The sequence below is a fragment of the Thiorhodococcus mannitoliphagus genome (assembly GCF_010915725.1).
GTDB lineage: Bacteria > Pseudomonadota > Gammaproteobacteria > Chromatiales > Chromatiaceae > Thiorhodococcus > Thiorhodococcus mannitoliphagus.
The window spans coordinates 1-468 of record NZ_JAAIJR010000464.1; the positions used below are offsets into that span (position 1 = coordinate 1).

Consider the following 468-nt stretch of genomic DNA (forward strand, 5'->3'; position numbering starts at 1 on the left):
CCAATTCCGGCGCCATTCTCGCCCAGGCACGACCCGCCGATTCCGCTTTCTCGACCCTGCGCGCCGGCTCATCGGCTGATTGGCCGACTTTCTCCGCTAGGCGAACTGTTCGTGCGTCAGAGCCGTGCCCCGGAAGGTATGGTTGCAAATACCGTCCGTCTCGATCCCTGCCTGCGCGGCCCGGCGCTTGACCATGGCCCAGGCGCGCTGCCGGTCGAGGCGGTTTAAGCCGATCTGCCTGGTGTTGCGGTCCACGGTGCGGAAGAGGGGCCGTCCTTCTCGTCCGCGATCCCGGCCGCTTCGATGTACGCACGCAGCCAATCCTTGAGATTGTGCTGGCAGGGCATCTCGTGGTGCTTGCCGCCTTTCTCATGCAGACGCACCCAGAGGGTAGGGAGTTCAATCTGACCCAAAAAGGCGCCCAATGATTCATGCTGGTTTCGTGTCGCGGTGCGGGCGGTGACGCGC

The 468-nt window shown here is 64.3% G+C and carries 1 pseudogene; it reads right to left on the minus strand.

The window, feature by feature from the left end:
• Positions 1-224: 224 nt before the first annotated feature.
• A pseudogene (locus G3480_RS28140) lies at positions 225-468 on the minus strand (hypothetical protein); the annotation flags it as partial.